This is a genomic window from Sphingobium sp. WR1 (assembly GCF_059693745.1).
In genome coordinates this window covers 34,204-51,993 of sequence record NZ_JCATID010000023.1, presented here as the reverse complement: position 1 = coordinate 51,993, position 17,790 = coordinate 34,204, and the positions used below count along the sequence as shown (strand labels likewise).

At 65.4% G+C, this 17,790-nt stretch carries 17 protein-coding genes; 8 read left to right on the top strand and 9 right to left on the bottom strand.

Annotated features, from left to right (window positions below):
- Positions 1–39 precede the first annotated feature (39 nt).
- From hemA to murI, 3 genes are read right to left on the bottom strand one after another with little or no spacing between them, the layout of a single operon-like run.
- Positions 40–1,266 (bottom strand): 5-aminolevulinate synthase, encoded by a 1,227-nt coding sequence (gene hemA / locus AC58EF_RS22085; RefSeq protein WP_497278651.1) that lies wholly within the window; start codon positions 1,264–1,266, stop codon positions 40–42.
- On the bottom strand, positions 1,266–1,424 hold the full coding sequence (locus AC58EF_RS22080; RefSeq protein WP_497278649.1) for a hypothetical protein: 159 nt from the start codon (positions 1,422–1,424) through the stop codon (positions 1,266–1,268). Before AC58EF_RS22080 ends, hemA begins: the two co-directional genes overlap by 1 nt.
- Positions 1,425–1,461: 37 nt before the next feature.
- Positions 1,462–2,265 carry a glutamate racemase gene (gene murI, locus AC58EF_RS22075; RefSeq protein ID WP_497278648.1) on the bottom strand — a complete coding sequence of 268 codons (804 nt, stop codon included), beginning with the start codon at positions 2,263–2,265 and terminating at the stop codon, positions 1,462–1,464.
- Between the two features lie 98 nt (positions 2,266–2,363).
- On the opposite strand from murI, the gene AC58EF_RS22070 reads away from it, so the two are divergent.
- The 4 genes from AC58EF_RS22070 to topA all read left to right on the top strand — a co-directional run bounded on the left by AC58EF_RS22070 (position 2,364) and on the right by topA (position 7,352).
- Positions 2,364–2,906: a sugar O-acetyltransferase gene (locus AC58EF_RS22070; RefSeq protein ID WP_497278646.1), complete on the top strand. Its 543-nt coding sequence runs from the start codon at positions 2,364–2,366 to the stop codon at positions 2,904–2,906.
- A gap of 75 nt (positions 2,907–2,981) precedes the next feature.
- Complete coding sequence (plsY, locus tag AC58EF_RS22065) at positions 2,982–3,593, top strand: glycerol-3-phosphate 1-O-acyltransferase PlsY (protein ID WP_497278644.1); 612 nt, start codon at positions 2,982–2,984, stop codon at positions 3,591–3,593.
- Positions 3,590–4,672 (top strand): DNA-processing protein DprA, encoded by a 1,083-nt coding sequence (gene dprA / locus AC58EF_RS22060; protein ID WP_497278642.1) that lies wholly within the window; start codon positions 3,590–3,592, stop codon positions 4,670–4,672. Before plsY ends, dprA begins: the two co-directional genes overlap by 4 nt.
- Positions 4,673–4,787: 115 nt before the next feature.
- Positions 4,788–7,352, top strand: coding sequence for a type I DNA topoisomerase (topA, locus tag AC58EF_RS22055; RefSeq protein WP_497278640.1), 2,565 nt, complete (start codon positions 4,788–4,790; stop codon positions 7,350–7,352).
- Positions 7,353–7,447: 95 nt separating this feature from the next.
- Here topA and era read toward each other — a convergent pair whose 3' ends face one another.
- The 3 genes from era to lepB form a co-directional block, all read right to left on the bottom strand.
- Complete coding sequence (era, locus tag AC58EF_RS22050; RefSeq protein WP_497278638.1) at positions 7,448–8,344, bottom strand: GTPase Era; 897 nt, start codon at positions 8,342–8,344, stop codon at positions 7,448–7,450.
- Between the two features lie 82 nt (positions 8,345–8,426).
- Positions 8,427–9,110 carry a ribonuclease III gene (gene rnc, locus AC58EF_RS22045; RefSeq protein WP_497278637.1) on the bottom strand — a complete coding sequence of 228 codons (684 nt, stop codon included), beginning with the start codon at positions 9,108–9,110 and terminating at the stop codon, positions 8,427–8,429.
- Positions 9,107–9,931 carry a signal peptidase I gene (lepB, locus tag AC58EF_RS22040; protein WP_497278635.1) on the bottom strand — a complete coding sequence of 275 codons (825 nt, stop codon included), beginning with the start codon at positions 9,929–9,931 and terminating at the stop codon, positions 9,107–9,109. Before lepB ends, rnc begins: the two co-directional genes overlap by 4 nt.
- Before the next feature lie 178 nt (positions 9,932–10,109).
- Here lepB and pgi point away from each other — a divergent pair, with 178 nt between their 5' ends.
- Positions 10,110–11,612 carry a glucose-6-phosphate isomerase gene (gene pgi, locus AC58EF_RS22035; RefSeq protein WP_497278633.1) on the top strand — a complete coding sequence of 501 codons (1,503 nt, stop codon included), beginning with the start codon at positions 10,110–10,112 and terminating at the stop codon, positions 11,610–11,612.
- A 174-nt stretch (positions 11,613–11,786) separates the two neighbouring features.
- Complete coding sequence (gene gor, locus AC58EF_RS22030) at positions 11,787–13,133, top strand: glutathione-disulfide reductase (protein WP_497278631.1); 1,347 nt, start codon at positions 11,787–11,789, stop codon at positions 13,131–13,133.
- Positions 13,134–13,214: 81 nt separating this feature from the next.
- On the opposite strand, the gene AC58EF_RS22025 is transcribed toward gor, so the two are convergent.
- Positions 13,215–13,925 carry a 2OG-Fe dioxygenase family protein gene (locus AC58EF_RS22025; protein WP_497278629.1) on the bottom strand — a complete coding sequence of 237 codons (711 nt, stop codon included), beginning with the start codon at positions 13,923–13,925 and terminating at the stop codon, positions 13,215–13,217.
- 137 nt (positions 13,926–14,062) lie between these two features.
- On the bottom strand, positions 14,063–14,842 hold the full coding sequence (locus AC58EF_RS22020) for an SDR family NAD(P)-dependent oxidoreductase (protein ID WP_497278627.1): 780 nt from the start codon (positions 14,840–14,842) through the stop codon (positions 14,063–14,065).
- A gap of 100 nt (positions 14,843–14,942) precedes the next feature.
- On the opposite strand from AC58EF_RS22020, the gene AC58EF_RS22015 reads away from it, so the two are divergent.
- Together AC58EF_RS22015 and purC are read left to right on the top strand one after the other, a co-directional pair.
- Complete coding sequence (locus AC58EF_RS22015; RefSeq protein WP_497278625.1) at positions 14,943–15,854, top strand: LysR family transcriptional regulator; 912 nt, start codon at positions 14,943–14,945, stop codon at positions 15,852–15,854.
- 135 nt (positions 15,855–15,989) lie between these two features.
- A complete protein-coding gene (purC, locus tag AC58EF_RS22010) occupies positions 15,990–16,772 on the top strand; it encodes a phosphoribosylaminoimidazolesuccinocarboxamide synthase (protein WP_497278623.1) in 783 nt (260 codons plus the stop codon).
- 50 nt (positions 16,773–16,822) lie between these two features.
- Here the strand turns inward: purC and AC58EF_RS22005 are convergent, their stop codons facing one another.
- Complete coding sequence (locus AC58EF_RS22005) at positions 16,823–17,575, bottom strand: sulfite exporter TauE/SafE family protein (protein WP_497278621.1); 753 nt, start codon at positions 17,573–17,575, stop codon at positions 16,823–16,825.
- Positions 17,576–17,790: the final 215 nt, after the last annotated feature.

Sequence of the window (17,790 nt, the reverse complement as noted above, 5' to 3'; positions counted from 1 at the left end):
AAGAATAGAGGTTTCGTCAAGCGCGTTTGCGCCCGCCGCTCAGGCCGCCTGCCTTTCGGCCTTTTCCAGTTCCAGCCGGTCCCAGATTTCCACCAAGGCCGTCACCAGGTCGCGCATCATCTCTTCGCTATGGGCCGGGCCGGGGGTGAAGCGCAGGCGCTCCGTGCCGCGGGGGACGGTGGGGTAATTGATGGGCTGCACATAGGCGCCATATTCGGCGAGCAATATGTCGCTGATCCGCTTCGCCTTGACCGGGTCGCCCACCATCAGCGGCACGATATGCGTGACCGAGGGCATGACCGGCAGGCCGGCCTGCGCCATCAGCGACTTGAGCAGCGCGGCAGAGGCCTGCTGGCCTTCGCGCTCCTCGCTGGAGGCTTTCAGATGGCGCACGCTCGCCAGCACGCCAGCGACCAGCACGGGCGAGAGCGAGGTGGTGAAGATGAAGCCGGGGGCATAGCTGCGGATCACGTCGATGATCATCTGGTCGGCCGCGATATAGCCGCCCATGACGCCAAACGCCTTGCCCAGCGTGCCTTCGATGATGGTGAGGCGGCCCGCCACCTCGTCCCGTTCCGAAATGCCGCCGCCGCGCGCGCCATACATGCCCACGGCATGGACTTCGTCGCAATAGGTGAGGGCGTTATATTCGTCGGCGAGATCGCAGATGGCCGCGATCGGGGCGATGTCGCCATCCATCGAATAGACGCTCTCGAACGCGATCAGCTTGGGCGCGTCGGGATCTTCGGCCGCGAGAAGCTCGCGCAGATGGTCGACGTCATTGTGGCGGAAGACGCGCTTTTCGCAGCCCGAATTGCGGATGCCCGCGATCATCGAGGCGTGGTTCAGCTCGTCGGAAAAGATGATGCAGCCCGGCAGGAGCTTGGCGAGGGTGGAGAGCGTCGCTTCGTTCGAGACATAGCCCGAGGTGAAGAGCAGAGCGCCTTCCTTGCCGTGCAGGTCGGCGAGTTCGGCCTCCAAATCGACATGATAATGGGTGTTGCCGCCGATATTGCGGGTGCCGCCCGAACCGGCGCCGACATCATGGAGCGCTTCCTCCATGGCGGCGACCACCTTGGGATGCTGTCCCATGGCGAGATAGTCGTTGGAACACCAGACGGTGATGGGCTTGGGACCGTTATGGCCGTGGAAGCAGCGGGCGTTGGGATAGGACCCGCGATTGCGCAGGATGTCGATGAACACCCGATAGCGACCCTCCTCATGGAGCCGGTCGATCGCCTGCGAAAAGATGTGCTTGTAATTCACTACGCCTGTCTTCCCGTTTCCTTGCGCGCTGATTTTTGTCGCTGCGCCATCCTCTTGCCCGATGTCGCATTTACCTGCGCGGCCCCATCATTACCAGCGATAACCGCTCGCAACTTCAGGGAGAAATAGCTATCAGACTGATAGAAGAAGTTGGCCATTGGACAAATGGCCCATGCCTTTCAAAAAAGCCATCCTTCAAAGCGCTTCGATATGATTGAGGCCATAGGTGGCGAGTGCCGGGCGCAAGGCTTCGACCTTGTCATCGATGCGGGTGAAGACGGCCGTGCCGGGCGACGGCATGTCGGGCCAGGGTTGGCCCTGGGTCAGAAACTGGATGCGGCGGGCGATGCCTTCGCCGCCATGAACGAAGCCCATCGGGTGCGGCGCGGCGGCCACAAGTTCCTGTTCCACCAGCGGAAAATGGGTGCAGGCGAGGACGACCATGTCCATCCTGTCCCCTCCTGGCTGGTCGATGAGGCCCGCCAGTGCGTCGCGGGCGATGGCCGGGTCGAGCGTTTCGCCGCGCAGTTTGGCTTCGGCCAGTTGCACCAGCGCAGCCGAGCCGTGGCGCAGGACGGTGCAGTCCGCGCCATGTTCGGCGGCAAGGCGATCGACATAGGGCTGGCGCACGGTGGCGTCGGTGCCGAGCACGCCGAAGACGCGGCTTCTGGAAAGCAGGGCGGCGGGCTTGATCGCCGGGACGGTGCCGACCACCGGAATGTCGAGCGCCGCGCGCACATGCTGGAGCGCGATGGTCGAGGCGGTGTTGCAGGCGATGACGGCCAGGCGCGGGCGATAGCGCTCGACCAGCCGCCCGAGCAGGGCGGGCACGCGCGCGGCGATTTCCGTTTCGCTCTTGGTGCCATAGGGGAAGCCGGCGCTGTCGGCGGCATAGACGATGGGCGCGGTCGGCAGCACCGCGCGAGCCGGCGCGAGGATCGAAAGTCCTCCTACGCCGGAATCGAAGAAGAGAATGGGAGCGTCTGGTGCGACCGTCATGCCTGCTCATGTCGCGGCATGGGGCGGAGGTGTCAACGGCCGACGCTTGCAAAGCGGCCCTGCGCCTGCCACCTCGCCCGTCTGGCAACGGAGACGATATGACCGAGCGCAGCATGAAGCAGAAGATGATCGCGGGCGAACCCTATCATGCCAGCGACCCGGAAATCATCGCGGACCAGCTGGCGGCGGCGGAATGGATGCAGCGCTTCAACGCGACCCTGCCGCCCGAGCGGGAAGCGCTGCTGCGTGAAAGGCTGGGCGCGCTGGGCGCGGGGTCGACCATCCGGCCGCCCTTCCATTGCGATTATGGTTTCAACATCTTCCTGGGCGACGGCGTGTTCCTGAACTTCAATTGCGTCATCCTGGACGTGGTCGAGGTGACGATCGGCGACGGGACGCAGATCGGGACGGGCGTGCAGATTTTGACGGCCGATCATCCCCGCGATCCGGCCGAGCGCGCCACCGGCGTCGAATGGGGCCGGCCGATCCGCATCGGCCGCAATGTCTGGATCGGCGGCGGGGCGATCATCCTGCCGGGCGTCACCGTCGGTGACGACGCGCTGATCGGCGCGGGCAGTGTCGTGACGCGCGATGTGCCGGCGGGCGCGACCGTGGTCGGGAATCCGGCGCGGCTGCGCTGAAGGCCCTTCCATTACAGGCATTGCCCCGCGCGCCTGTCACGCTATGGTCGCGCGCAACTTCTATCGGCGAATTTCATGACACCTCCCTGGCTTCTCCCCGCTTTCGTCCTGGTGCTGGGCTATCTGCTCGGTTCCATTCCCTTCGGCCTGATCCTGACCCGGCTCACCGGCGCGGGCGACCTGCGCAAGATCGGGTCGGGCAGTATCGGCGCGACCAATGTGCTGCGTACCGGGCGCAAGGGGCTGGCGGCGGCGACCCTGTTGCTCGACCTGCTCAAGGGCGCGGTGGCGGTCCTGATCGGCGCGGCGCTGGTCGATGGCGGCGGACCGATGGCGGGGGCGATGGCCTTTATCGGTCATTGCTATCCGGTCTGGCTGCGCTTTGCCGGGGGCAAGGGCGTGGCGACGATGATGGGCGTGGTGACGGCGATGTATTGGCCGGCCGGGATCGTCTTCGCCATCGTGTGGCTGAGCGCACTGTTCGGCACAAGATGGTCGTCGGTCGGCGGCATGTCGGCGGCGGTCAGCGCGCCGATCGCCATGTGGGCCTTCGGGCGGATCGATCTGGTGCCGGTGTCTCTGGCGCTCGCGTTGATCGTGCTGTGGCGGCACCGCGCCAATATCGCCCGGCTGATGAAGGGTGAGGAGCCGAAGGTCGGCAAGTCGAAGAGCGCGTCGCCTGAATGAGCGAGCGGGAACGGTTCGATCGGCTGCGGCTCATTCGTTCCCCCCGGATCGGTCCGGTCAGCTATCGGCAATTGCTTGCGCGGTTCGGGACGGCGGGCGAAGCGCTGCGCGCCATTCCCGATCTGGCCGCGCGCGGTGGCGGCAGGGCTGCCGTGGCCGATGCAGGCGCGGTGGAGCGGGAGATCGCCGCGACGCGAACCCTGGGCGCGCGCTACCTGCTGATGGGGGACGCCGATTATCCCGCCTTGCTCGACCAGATGGAGGGCGCGCCGCCCGCGCTGATCGTGCGCGGCGATGTGATGCTGGCGGCGAAGCCCTGTGTCGCGATTGTCGGCGCGCGCAATGCGTCGGCGGCGGCGTGCCGCTTTGCGCGAAGCCTTGCGCAGGAGATCGGGCAGCGCGGTGCGGTGGTCGTGTCGGGGCTGGCGCGCGGCATCGATACGGAGGCGCATCGGGGATCGATCGAGAGCGGGACGATCGGCGTGATCGCCAGCGGCATCGATGTCGTCTTCCCGCCGGAAAATGTCGCCTTGCAGGAACAGGTGGGGAGCCAAGGCCTGCTCGTCACCGAGCATCCGCCCGGCGTCCAGCCGCTCGCCCGCCATTTCCCGGCGCGCAACCGCATCATCGCGGGACTGGCGCTGGGCACGGTGGTGGTGGAGGCCGCGCCAAAGTCCGGCTCGCTCATCACCGCAAGGCTGGCGGGCGAGGCGGGGCGTGAGGTGATGGCGGTGCCGGGGTCGCCGCTCGATCCGCGGGCGCAGGGGTGCAACTCGCTGATCCGCGAGGGCGCGATCCTGGTCCAGAATGGCGCGGACGTGATGGAGGCGATCGGCGGTTTCGACCCGCGCATGGTCCGGCAGGGCAGCTTCGACTTCATCGGCGAGCCGGCGTCGAGCGACGTCGCGGAGCGGGACCGCCTAGCGGTGATCGCGCTGCTGGGACTGGCCCCGGCGCCGGTGGACGAGATCATCCGCCTGTCGGGCCTGTCGCCCGCCGTGGTGCAGACGGTGCTGCTGGAACTGGAACTGGCGGACCGGCTGGACCGCCTGGCCGGAGGGCGGGTGAGCGCGCGATGAGCAAATCACTGGCGCGGGTTGCCTCTCTTGCCTACATCAGCCACCGCTTGACGCCATCCTTTTCGACCATCCACACTCGCGCGTGTACGTGAGAGATTTCCAAATCGGGGCTTGAATGCAGCTTGTCATCGTCGAATCGCCGGCCAAGGCGAAGACCATCGAGAAATATCTGGGCGGCGATTTCCATGTCCTCGCCAGCTACGGCCATATCCGCGACCTGCCCGCCAAGGACGGGTCGGTCGATCCCGATGCGGGCTTTGCCATGCAGTGGGAAAATTATGGCGACAAGGGCAAACAACTGAAGGCCATCGCCGATGAGGCGAAGAAGGCGACGCGACTGATCCTGGCGACTGACCCTGATCGCGAAGGGGAAGCGATCAGTTGGCATGTGCAGGAAGTGCTGCGCGCCAAGAAGGCGCTGCCGCAGACGGTGGAGCGGGTGACGTTCAACGCGATCACCAAGGCGGCGGTGCTGGACGCGATGGCCAAGCCCCGCGCGCTGGACGAGGATCTGATCGACGCATACCGCGCGCGCCGCGCGCTCGACTATCTGGTGGGCTTCACCCTGTCGCCGGTGCTGTGGCGCAAGCTGCCCGGCGCTAAGTCGGCGGGCCGGGTCCAGTCGGTCGCGCTGCGCCTGGTGGTCGAGCGCGAGCGGGAGATCGAGAGCTTTATCCCGCAGGAATATTGGTCGGTCGCGGCCGAGATGGAGCAGGGCGGGCAGGGCTTCACCGCGCGCCTCGTCCGCTGGAAGGGCGAGAAGATCGATCGCCTGACCATCGGCAAGGAAGGCGACGCCATGGCCGCGAAGGCGGATGTGGAGGCCGGGCGCTTCACCGTCGACAAGGTCGAGACGAAGCCCGTCAGCCGCAATCCTCCCGCGCCGTTCACCACGTCGACGCTGCAACAGGAAGCCGCGCGCAAGCTCGGCTTTTCCGCCAGCCACACGATGCGGATCGCGCAGCAACTCTACGAGGATGGCGCGATCACCTATATGCGTACCGACGGGGTGCAGATGGACGGCAGCGCCATCTCCGCCGCGCGCAAGGCGATCGCGGAACGCTATGACGGCGGATACCTGCCCGAAAAGCCGCGCCAATATCAGACCAAGGCGAAGAATGCGCAGGAAGCGCACGAAGCCATTCGTCCGACCGAATTCGGCCGCGACAAGGTGGGGTCGGGCGATCATGCGCGCCTCTACGACCTGATCTTCAAGCGCGCGCTGGCGAGCCAGATGGCGAGTGCGCGGCTGGAGCGGACGACCATCGACCTGGTCGACGGCACCGGCCAGCACGCGCTGCGCGCCACGGGACAGGTGGTGATCTTCCCCGGCTTCCTGGCCCTCTATGAAGAGGGGCGGGACGATAGCGACGATGACGACAGCAAGCTGCTGCCGCGCATGGCGCAGGGTGACACGCCGGCCAAGAAGAAGGTGACGGCGGAGCAGCATTTCACCCAGCCGCCGCCGCGCTATTCGGAAGCGTCGCTGGTCAAGAAGCTGGAGGAACTGGGGATCGGGCGCCCGTCCACCTATGCCTCGACGTTGCAGGTGCTCAAGGACCGCGACTATGTGCGGATCGAAAAGAACCGCTTCTTCGCCGAGGAGAGCGGGCGGCTGGTGACGGCCTTCCTGGAGCGCTTCTTTGAACGCTATGTGTCCTACGACTTCACCGCGGGCCTTGAGGACGAACTGGACGAGATTTCCGGCGGCCGCGCCCAGTGGCAGGAAGTGCTGGAAGCCTTCTGGAAGGACTTCAAGCCCAAGACCGCCGAGGTGATGGAGCAGAAGCCGTCGGACATCACGGCGGAACTGGACAAATTTCTGGAGCCGATGCTGTTCCCGCCCAAGGCGGACGGCAGCAATCCGCGCGCCTGCCCGCTGTGCGGCGACGGACAGTTGGCGCTGCGTGGCGGGCGCTTCGGCGCGTTCATCGCCTGCTCCAATTATCCGGAGTGCAAATATACCCGCAAGTTCGGCCAACCGGGCGGCAGCGGCGAGGGTGCGGACACCGGGCCGGAGGTGCTGGGCCAGCATCCCGAGACCGGGCAGGATATCGTCAAAAAATCCGGCCGCTTCGGTCCCTATATCGAGATGGGCGAAGGCAAGGAGGCCAAGCGCGGGTCGATCCCCAAGGATCTGCCCGATGGCGAGATGACGCTCGATTGGGCGATCAAGCTGCTGAGCCTGCCGCGCGAAGTCGGCCTGCACCCCGAAACGGGGCTGCCGATCGTCGCCAATATCGGACGCTTCGGGCCTTATCTGCTGCATGACGGCAAATATGGCCGCCTGTCATCGACCGCCGAGATTTTCGAGGTCGGCATGAACAGCGCGGTCGCCAAGCTGGCCGACGCGGCGAACAAGGGTGGGCGCGGCAGTTCGTCGCGCGAGCCGCTCAAGGTGCTGGGCAAGCATCCGCGCACCGAGGCGGAGATCAAGCTGATGGCGGGGCGCTATGGCCCCTATGTCACCGACGGCACGACCAACGCGACCCTGCCCAAGACGATCGAGCAGGAGGCGCTGACGCTGGAGGAGGCCGCGCAACTGATCGACGCGCGCGCGGCGGCGGCGCCGGCGAAAAAGGGCAAGAAGGCGCCGGCCAAGAAAAAGGCCGCGCCGAAGAAGGAGCCGGCTGCGAAGAAGGCGCCGGCCAAGAAGAAAGCGGCTGCGGCGGCGGAGTAGTAATACGCCGTTCGCTTCGAGCGAAGTCGAGAAGTGTATAGCGCCGCGTGCGCGTTTCTCGACTTCGCTCGAAACGAACGGATGTGGGAACTGGCTTACTCCACCCAGTCGAGGCCGATGTCGCGATAGATGAAGCGGTCGTCCTCCCAGTCTTCCTTGACTTTGACGTGGAGGTAGAGATGGACCTTGACGCCCAGCAGGCTGGCCAGTTCGGCGCGGGCCGTTGAGCCGATTTCCTTGAGGCGCTGGCCGCCCTTGCCCAGCACGATGGCGCGCTGGGTCGGGCGGGCGACGAGGATCTGCTGGTGGATCTCGACCGAACCGTCCTCGCGTTCCTTATACTGCTCGGTGTCGACCGCGGCGGCATAGGGGAGTTCGGCATGGAGCTGATGATAAAGCTGCTCGCGCGTGATTTCCGCCGCCAGCATACGATCGGTGGCGTCGGACACCTGATCCTCGGGGAAATGCCAGGGGCCTTCCGGCATGGCGCCCGCGAAGGCGGTCTTGAGCTGCGCCAGACCATCGCCGGTCGCGGCGGAAATGAAGAAAGTCTCCTCGAAACCGATCCGCTCATAGAGCTTCTGGGTGTGGACCAGCAGCTTTTCCTTGATGGCGATGTCGACCTTGTTGAGGATCAGCCATTTGCGTTCGGGCCGATGGACCAGCGCTTCGACGATCGGTTCCATCTTGGGGCCAAGGCCCGCCTTGCCGTCGACGATCAGGGCGATGAGGTCCGCCCCCTGCGCGCCGCCCCAGGCCGCCTGCACCATCGCGCGGTCGAGCCGGCGACGGGGCGCGAAGATGCCGGGCGTGTCGACCAGCACCAGTTGCGCGTCGCCTTCGATCGCGACGCCCATGACGCGGGTGCGGGTCGTCTGCGCCTTGGGGCTGGTGATCGCCACCTTCTGCCCCACCAGCGCGTTCACCAGCGTCGACTTGCCCGCATTGGGGGCACCCACGATCGCGATCACGCCGCAACGCTGGGATTCCATATCAACCGTCAAATTCATTCCATCCGTTCAAATGCGCGGCCAGCCCGCGAAATGCAGGATCGCGCCATAGCATAAATTTCATTTAGCCTGCGAGTTTCTCCAGCAGGGCCTTGGCCGCCGCCGTTTCCGCCTCCTGCTTCGACGCGCCGGTGGCGCTGGCTTCGCCTGCGCCCTTGATCGAGACGGTGACGGTGAAGCGCAGCGCGTGCTGCGGGCCGGAGCGGTCGGTCAGAACATATTCGGGCGGCTTGCGCTTGTTGGCAGCCGCCCATTCCTGGAGATAGGATTTGGGGTGGCGCGGGGCGCTGGTCTGGGTGTCGACCCGGTCGCCCCACAGCCGGCGGACAAGGGCGCGCGCCTCGTCCAGCCCGCCTTCCAGATAGAGCGCGCCGATCAGCGCCTCCATCACGTCGCCCAGCACATTGTCGCTGTCGGCGGCGCCATCGTCGCGCGCCTGCTTGCCAAGGATCAGATGCGTGGGCACGCCGGCGGCGCGGGCGATCTCCGCGCAGGTTTCGCCCGACACCAGCGCATTGTAGCGGCGGGACAGTTTGCCCTCCGGTTCGTCGGTGAAGCGTTCATAGACCCATTCGCCGATCAGCAGGCCGAGCACCCGGTCGCCGAGAAATTCGATGCGTTCATAGTTGACGGGCTTGGCGCTACCATGGGTTAGGGCCTGTTCGAACGCGGCCCGGTTCCTGGGCGCGCGGCCGATCAGTTCCTTCAGCCAGGTGTCTGTATCGGGCCGATGCGAACTCAACGTCAAAAGCCTTCCCCGATCCGGCTCCAGCGCGCGGCGGTGAACCAGGTCCAGGGGAGCAGCCAGTTGGCGCTGCCGTCGGTCGAGAAGACCGAGATCATCGCCTTGCCGACGAGATTCTTTTCGGGGACGAGGCCGATGCCGCCGCCCTCGACCGCCGGGAAGCGGCTGTCGGCGCTGCGATCGCGATTGTCGCCCATCATGAAGAGATGGCCTTCGGGCACCAGCACGGTGTCCCGATCATCGGCCGCGCCGTCGGGCAGCAGGTCGAGGACGTTATAGCTTTTGCCACCCGGCAGCGTCTCGCGGAACTGCGGGTAGCGGCACTGCTTGCCGCCGCCGGACGCGGGTTCCTCGAACTCCGGGCGATAGCAGGGCGAGGGGCTGCCCTCCTTGGCGGCGGCGTCCTCCATATTGGGCGTCACCGGGATGACGAGATCGGCGACCTTCTGCTTGGGGATGGCCTGGCCGTTCAGGTAGACGGTGCCGCCGCGCACGGCGATCATGTCGCCGGGGAGGCCGATGACGCGCTTGATATAGTCGTTCTTCTGGTTCGGCGGCGCCTTGAACACCACCACATCGCCGCGCTCGGGCGTGGAGGCGAAAATACGGCCGGGGATCAGCGGGATGCTGAAGGGCAGCGAGTAGCGCGAATAGCCATAGGGCCATTTGGCGACCAGTAGATAATCGCCGATCAGCAGGCGCGGCTGCATCGATTCCGAGGGGATGTTGAAGGGCGAGATGATGAAGCTGCGCAGGATGAAGACGAACAGGCCCAGCTTGGCGAGAAACCAGAGGAAGTCCCGCGTTTCGGATTTGGCAGTCATGGATGCTCGTCTTTTCCTTCGCTCTGCCCCGAAAATGGGCCGCTGCGGCTTTTGCGGTGTCCTAAAGGCCGCGTCAAGCGCGCGGGGTGGTGCATTGCACGCCGGACCTGTCTAGGAAGAGGAAGAATCGACCGGTGCAGCGTCGATCTCGACCAACGTCATAAGAGGACCCTTTCGCATGACCAGCCCTGCACTGGCGGCCATTGCCGCGCTTCCGCAAGCAGACCTCAAATCCATTTTCACCACCGACCCCGATCGCCTGTCCAAGCTGGTGCTGGAGCAGGGGCCGATCCGGTTCGACTGGTCCAAGACCCATCTGACCGACGAACTGATGGCCGGATTCCTGAAGCTGGCCGAGGAGCAGGGTTTCGCCGCGCAGCGCGACGCGCTGTTTTCGGGCGAAGCGGTGAACAACACGGAGGGCCGCGCCGCCGAGCATCCCGCCGAGCGCGGCGAGGGCAAGGCTGAAAGCGTCGCCCAGGCGAAGATGCTGCATGAACGGATGCGCGCGCTGATCGACGCGATCGAGGCGGGCGCGCTGGGCGAGATTCGCCATATCCTGCATATCGGCATCGGTGGGTCGGCGCTTGGCCCCGACCTCATCATCGATGCGCTGGACGGCGACGGCATCCGGTATGACGTGGCGATCGTGTCCAATGTCGACGGCACGGCGCTGGAACGGGCGATGGACAGTTTCGACCCGGAATATACGCTGATCGCCATCGCGTCGAAGACCTTCACCACCAGCGAGACGATGCTGAACGCGGCGAGCGCGATCAGCTGGATGGTCGAGGCCGGTGTCGAAGACCCCTATGGCCGCGTCATCGCGCTGACCGCTTCGCCCGACAAGGCGATCGAGTGGGGCGTGGACGAAACCCGTATCCTGCCCTTCGCGGAGTCGGTGGGCGGCCGCTATTCGCTCTGGTCTTCGATCGCGTTTCCCGCCGCGCTGTCGCTGGGCTGGGATGCGTTCGAAAGCCTGCTGGAAGGCGCGGCGGCGATGGACCGGCATTTCCGCCTGTCGGACCCGCGTGAGAATGCGCCGCTGATCGCGGCCTTCGTCGATCAATATTATACGCGGGTGCTGGGTTGCCAGACGCGCGCGCTGTTCGCCTATGACGAGCGGCTGAAGCTGCTGCCCTCCTACCTCCAGCAGCTGGAGATGGAGAGCAACGGCAAGAGCGTGAAGCGCGACGGCACGCCGGTCGACGGGCCGACGGCGCCGATCACATGGGGCGGCGTGGGCACCGATGCGCAACATGCGGTGTTCCAGCTGCTGCACCAGGGCACGATCATCACCCCCGTCGAGTTCATCGCCTCGATCGAGCCGGGCCATGTGCTGGATGAGGCGCATCATCGCGCGCTGCTGGTCAACTGTTTCGCGCAGGGCGCGGCGCTGATGCGCGGCAAGGAGAATGACGCGGACCCGGCGCGCGCCTATCCCGGCAACCGGCCGTCGACCACCATCCTGATCGACGATGTGACGCCCGAAGTGCTGGGCGCGCTGATCGCCTTCTACGAGCATCGCACCTTCGCCAATGCGGTGCTGATGGGGATCAATCCGTTCGACCAGTTCGGCGTGGAACTGGGCAAGGAAATCGCCAAGTCGATCGAGGCAGATGGGCCGACGGGATTCGACCCGTCGACCATGGCGCTGATCGATATCGCGCTGGGGGAATAGCCTCTCAACCCGTTCGGTTCGAGTAGCCTTCGAGCGTAGTCGAGAAGGCGTATCGAGAACAGTTCTCGACAAGCTCGAACCGAACGGAGGTGGTTTGGCTACCAGCAGCAATATTCCCATTTGTAACTCCACGCCCTAGCCGCCATATCCCCGCTCACCCAAGCGGAGGCAGGCATGAGCGGATATGATTTCGACCTTTTCGTCATCGGCGCAGGATCGGGTGGCGTGCGGGCGTCGCGCGTCGCCGCGGCGCATGGCGCGAAGGTCGCGGTGGCGGAAGAATATCGGGTCGGGGGCACCTGCGTCATCCGGGGCTGCGTGCCCAAGAAGCTGCTCATCTATGGCGCGCATTTCGCCGAGGATCTGAAGGACGCCCGCCGCTTCGGCTGGAACGTGCCGGATTGCGGCTTTGAATGGACCACGCTGCGCGACAATGTGCTGGCCGAGGTCGACCGGCTCGAAGGGCTGTATGGCAATACGCTCAACAGCCATAAGGTGGAGGTGATCCGCGAGCGCGCGACCATCACCGGGCCGCATGGCGTGAAGCTGGCCAGCGGGCGCGAGGTGACGGCGAAGGTCATCCTCGTCGCCACCGGCGCCTGGCCGCTGATTCCCGAGCTGGAGGGCGCGGAGCATGGCATCACCTCCAACGAGGTGTTTCATCTGGATGAATGCCCCCGGCGGATCGTCATCGTCGGCGGCGGCTATATCGCCAATGAATTTGCCGGTATCTTCCACCAGTTCGGCAGCCATGTGACGATGGTCAATCGCGGCAGCGACCTGCTGCGCGGCTATGACGAGCAGATCCGCGATCGCCTGCTCCAGATTTCCATGACCAAGGGGATCAATTTCCGCTTCAATGCGAAGATGGACCGGATCGAGAAGAAGGAGGATGGCACGCTGTGCGTCCATTTTGCCAGTGGCGATCCGGTGGCGGCCGATGTCGTGCTGTTCGCCACCGGACGCAGGCCGCATACCGAGGGGCTAGGGCTGGAGAGCGCCGGGGTCGAACTGAACGAGAAGGGCGCGATCAAGGTCGACGATTATAGCCGCACGAGTTGCGAGAGCATCTATGCCGTGGGCGACGTCACCGACCGGCTGCAACTGACCCCGATCGCGATCCGGGAGGGCCATGCCTTCGCCGATACGGTGTTCGGCGGCGACAAGCGCAAGGTCGATTATAGCTGCGTGCCGTCGGCCGTGTTCAGCCATCCGCCGTTGGCCGGCGTCGGACTGACCGAAGCGCAGGCCAAGAATAAATATGGGACGGTGAAGGTTTATACCTCCGACTTCCGGCCGATGAAGAATGTGCTGGCCGGGCGGGACGAGCGGTCGCTCTACAAGATGGTCGTGGACGCGACGACCAACAAGGTGGTCGGGCTGCACATGATCGGGCCGGACGCGCCGGAAATCTTGCAGGCGGCGGCGGTCGCGGTGAAGGCGGGCCTGACCAAGCAGGATTTCGACGACACCGTCGCGCTGCATCCCAGCATGGCGGAGGAGCTGGTTCTTCTCAAGTGACGGTCGTTCGGTTCGAGCCTGTCGAGAACCGGCTCGCGTAGCGCTTATCGCTTCTCGACACGCTCGAAGCGAACGGAGGATTTACCGGGACACGAACGTCGCCACCAGCGCGTCGCGCCACGCCGGTCGGGTCGGATCAAGCGGGTGGATTTCGGTCACGCCATGCAGGATGCGATGGTCGTCGATCAGCATCGTGTCGCCCGGATCGGTCAGGGTGAATTCGCCGAGCGGCGTGCCGTCGGGCGCGCCGATGCGGGTGACGCCTTCGCGGACGTTGCGGCGTTCGACCAGCATCACCATCACCCGGTCGACGCCGTCGCGGTGCATCCCTTCGGGCGTAGGACGGCCATTTTCACCCGGCTTCGCCTCGATGCGGAACTGGTGGAGTTCGACATGCCAGGCGCCATGGCGATCGGGATCGAAGCTGTCGGCGCAGAAGCCGAGGATCGCCTGCATGACCGGGCTGGCGACGGTCAAAGGCTCGACCGGATCGAACCAGCGCTGCACGTCGCCATTAAGGGGGTTATAGTCGCGGCTCTGCCAATGGGGCTGATGCGGCTTGCGCGTGAAGCGGCCCCGCTCCAGCGCGAAGGCGGCGTGGCGGCGGCGGCGGTAGCGGCCGCCATCGGCCATATAGAGATCGGGGCCGAGATCATGCCAGCTTTGGGCGAAGGCGGCCCAGTCCGGTTCGGCGATATCCAGCCGGTCGAACATCGCAGCGCCCGGCAGGCGGACATAGCCGTCCCGCGCCAGGGCGTCTTCGATCGGGGAGAGGCTGTCCGTGTCGCGCATCGCATTATCCTAGGAGACGCATCAGACGAGCGACAGGGCCAGTTTCCGTAAGGCGGATTTACATATTTCCGTTCGGTTCGAGCTTGTCGAGAACTCGCGCGAACGGTTCTCGACAGGCTCGAACCGAACGGGGCGAATTACGCGATCGTCGGCACGATCCCGCCTTCGACCCGGAGGGCGGCGCCGTTGGTGGCGGCGGCGAGCGGGCTGGCGAGATAGGCGACCATGGCGCCGACCTCGTCCGCCTCGATCAGCCGCTTGATGAGCGAGAGTGGGCGGAGTTTGGTGAAGAATTCCGCTTCACGCTCAGCTTCCGGGGCGTCCTTGTTTTCGACCACGGAACGGATGAAGTCGACGATCCCTTCAGACCGGGTCGGGCCGGGGAGGACCGAATTGACGGTGACGCCGGTGCCGCGGGTATGTTCGGCAAGGCCGCGCGAGATGGACAGCTGGGCTGACTTGGTCATGCCGTAATGGATCATCTCGGCCGGCGGGAGCAGGCCGCTTTCGCTGGCGATGAAGATGACGCGGCCCCAATTGCGGTCCAGCATCTTCGGGAAATAATGGCGCGAAAGGCGCGCGCCGCTGACGACATTCACCTCGAACAGATGATGCCAGTCCGCGTCGCTGATCTGGCTGAAATCCTTGGCTTCGTAGATGCCCAGATTGTTGACGAGGATGTCGGTGGCGGGGACGGCGGCGATCAGCGCGGCGGCGCCCTCCGCCGTGGCGGGATCGGCGAGGACGGCGTTGACGATGCCGCCAATCTCGGCCGCGGCGGCGTCCAGCTTGGCCGGGCTGCGACCGGTGATGGTGACGGCGACGCCTTCCTCGGCAAGGCGTCGGGCGATGGCGAGCCCGATGCCGGCGGTCGATCCGGTGACGATGGCGCTCTTGCCGGCGAGTTTCAGGTCCATGGCTTTTCCTTCAAAAGAGACAGCGAACTGGACAATCAGATAGCATTTGCGCGATTAATGATTAGATCGCACCAGAGCATTTCAGAAGTGAATCAAAATCATGGATAACCGGTTCGGCGATATCGAGACGTTCCTGATGGTCGCGGGCGAAGGGAGTTTCGCGGCGGCGGCCAAGGCGCTGCGCCTCACGCCCTCCGCCGTCAGCCGATCGATAGCCCGGCTGGAGCAGCGGCTGGGCGTGACGCTGTTCCGCCGCACGACCCGCGCATTGGCTCTGACAAGGGAAGGGCAGGCCTATCGCGACCGGATGGCGGTGCTGATCGGAGACATGATGGATGTGGAGGCGAGCCTGGGAGAGGATCGCAATGAGCCGCGCGGACTGTTGCGGATCAACGCGTCGCCCTCCTTCGGCGTGGAGCGGCTGATCCCGATCCTGCCGCGCTTCGCCGAGCGCTATCCGGGGGTGACGGTGGATCTGACCCTGTCGGACGTGATCGTCGATCTGATCGGGGATCGCGCCGACATCGCCATCCGTATCGGGCCGCTGCGCGACACGAGCCTGCGCGCCAAAAAGCTGGGGCATAGCCGCATGGCGCTGGTCGCAAGCCCCGACTATCTGGCGCGGCGCGGCACGCCGCGGACGCCCGACGATCTGGACGGGCATGACTGTCTGCGCTTCAGTTTTCGCCGGTCGGTCGACGGCTGGCCCTTCCGCATCGGCAAGCGGGTGGTGCAGCGGCCGGTCGAGGGGAAGTTCTACGGCAATTCGGGCGAAGTGGTGCGGCGGATGGCGGTCGCGGGCTGCGGCATCGCACGGCACGGCTATTTCCATGTCGAAGGCGATGTGAAGGCCGGGCGGCTGGTGGAGGTGCTGGCGGACTATAATCCGGGCGACGGGGAGGATATCCACGCCCTCTATGCGGCGGAAGACCGGTCGGCGGCGCGGGTGCGGGCGTTCCTGGACTTTCTGGACGAGGCGGTGGTGATCGGGGCGGGAGAGCCGGCGGCGTGATCGTCCGCCCGACCATCCAATTGCACCCTCGCTTACTTTGCTCTATGGGCCGCCCGAGCAGCCCCGGCACCCGCTGATCCCCTTCGATTCGCGTTTGCCGGGGCGAATTGTTTTTGGAAAAAGTCAGGAACGCGCATGGCCCGTCGCCGCCAGATCTACGAAGGCAAGGCAAAGATCCTTTACGAAGGCCCCGAGCCGGGCACGATCATCCAATATTTCAAGGATGACGCCACCGCCTTCAACGCGCAGAAGAAGGGCACGATTTCCGGCAAGGGCGTGCTCAACAACCGGATTTCCGAGCATATCTTCACCCTGCTCGGCCAGATCGGCGTGCCGACCCACTTCATCCGCCGTCTCAACATGCGCGAACAGCTGGTCCGTCAGGTCGAGATCGTGCCGATCGAGGTCGTGGTGCGCAACGTCGCCGCCGGATCGCTCAGCAAGAAGCTGGGGATCGAGGAAGGCACGCAATTGCCCCGCACGCTGATCGAATATTGCTACAAGGACGATGCGCTGGGCGACCCGCTGGTGTCCGAGGAACATATCGCCTGCTTTGGCTGGGCCACACAGGACGAGATGCACGACATCGCCGACATGGCGATCCGCGTCAACGACTTCATGTGCGGGCTGTTCGCCGGCATCGGCATCCGCCTGATCGACTTCAAGCTGGAGTTCGGGCGCCTCTATGATGGCGATTACAGCCGCATCATCCTGGCCGACGAAATCAGCCCCGACGGCTGCCGTCTGTGGGACATGAGCACCGGCGAGAAGCTGGACAAGGATCGGTTCCGCCGCGACCTGGGCGGCGAAGTCGAAGCCTATCAGGAAGTGGCGCGCCGGCTGGGGCTGCTGCCCGAGGGGCTGGACACCACCGTCCTCGACCTCGACACGCATCGCAAGAAGCGCGAGAAGGAATAAGGAAAAGGGCCGGCCATTGAGCCGGCCTTTTTTATGCCTAAATCCGTGGGTTATGCGATCATCGCATCGGCGATGAGCTTGAGGCCGAGCAGGATCATCAGCGCGTAGATGAGCGTGTAGAAGCGCGCGGGATCGACCCGCCGCACCAGCGCCACCCCGGCGAAGGTCGCGCCGATCGCCACCGGCGCCAGCATCGCGGTCGCCATGAGATTGTCCGCTGTGAACTGCCCCAGCGCGGCATAGGCCGGCACCTTCATCCAGTTCATCGCGGCGAAGGCCAGCGCGGTGGTCCCGACCAGCATGTCGCGCGGCAGTTTTTTGGGCAGCACCCACATCTGGAAGGGCGGCGATCCGGCATGGGCGATCTGGCTGGTGAAGCCGCTGGCGACGCCGAAGAGCAAGCCGACCCAGCCGGGTGAATCGGACGGCAGCGCCACGGCCCTGCCGCGCTCGACCCAGAGGCGCTGGAGGCCGAACAATACCGAAATCGCGCCCAATACGCCCAGCACCGCCACTTCCGACACCTGCGCCGCGAACAGCCAGCCGAGGCCAATGCCCAGGGCCGCGCCGGGCAGCATCACCTTCAGGATGGCGCCGTCCCAGCTGTGGCGATAGGCCCAGACGCTCACTGCATCCTGGAGGATCAGGATCGGCAGCAGGATCGCCGCGCCGCGCACCGGATCGACGCCCAGCGCCATGATCGGCATCGCCAGCGCGCCGATGCCCGCGAAGCCGCCCTTGGCGAGGCCCGAAAGGACGACGGCGATGATGGCGCAGACGAGGTAGAGATAGTCGGTGGTCATGGGTCGCGCTTAGGGGATGTGCCGGTGGATGAGAATGGTGGATCGGGGTGGGGGAGCGGACTGGCGGCTCTTGCTCAAATCACCCATCGTCATTGCGAGCGCAGCGAAGCAATCCATGACAGGACCGTAGATTGCTTCGCTGCGCTCGCAATGACGGGTATTTAGACATTCTCCCCTTCCGCTTGCGGGAGGGGTCGGGGGAGGGCCTGTTAAGG